Genomic DNA, 882 nt, shown 5'->3' with positions numbered 1-882 from the left:
CGAAATATCTAAAGAAAATAGTGGGTTTTTTATATACAGGAATGGCAGATTAATACGCTGGGGAGATGATTTGGATGGAATAATAACAAAGGACGATTTTAATGTAAGAATAAGGATGGATTTAGAAACTGCTCATGATGATGTGCTGCATGTTGATATTACAAAGCAAAGATTAGAAATTGATGATGAAACCCGAAATAAATTAAAGGCTATAGTTGATAAGGCTTTAGTTACTGCAAAAAATATTCGAGTTGATTGTCAGGATAAATTAAAATCAACTAAAAATGAAGAGGGGTTAGGGTTTACTGCAACTATAGAAAACGTATCGGAGGATGATCCTGATTTAATTACAGGTCAGCTAAACTCTGAGATCATTAAGAGAAGAAATGACAGTGCTATAGATGGCGAAAATGCTAAGCAAGAATTAGACATCAAAATAGATGATGAAGCTCATCATAGTTTCAGGAAGATTGTATATTCAGAAAAAGTCGATTACGGGATGGTGTGGAAAGCGTTTTATGATGCAACGGAGGGGGTTTTTGTAGGTATTAATAAAAATCATCCTTTCTATAAGGAGTTTTTATCTAGGTACCCTGAAAACAGTACGGAACGTATTGTTTCAGAAGCATTAATTTTTTCTGTTGGTCTTGCTGAAAGAAATACACGTGATAACTTTGTAGAGGTTGATGTAGAGATTTTTAATAGAATCTTTAAGAAATTCCACAACAATGTAAATAATTGGTTGGCCGAATGGTCGGGTGAAAATATTAACTTGGCAGAATAATGATTAAGAGTAATGGTGTATTAGTTGGAGCAAGGTATTGCTCCAATATATATTTTATTATTCACAATGGTTATTTATACATTGGTGAGACTGGAGGT

General features: G+C 33.3%; 1 protein-coding gene. It reads left to right on the top strand.

The genetic code is table 11. The features are described 5' to 3' along the window. Positions 1–784 (top strand): hypothetical protein (locus tag J5069_RS23685; protein WP_264646108.1); only part of this gene is annotated, 784 nt, incomplete at its 5' end. Between the last annotated feature and the right edge of the window lie 98 nt (positions 785–882).

This window comes from Candidatus Symbiopectobacterium sp. NZEC127 (genome assembly GCF_025962675.1).
Taxonomy (GTDB): Bacteria; Pseudomonadota; Gammaproteobacteria; order Enterobacterales; family Enterobacteriaceae; genus Symbiopectobacterium.
This window is presented reverse-complemented; position numbering and strand designations above follow the sequence as displayed.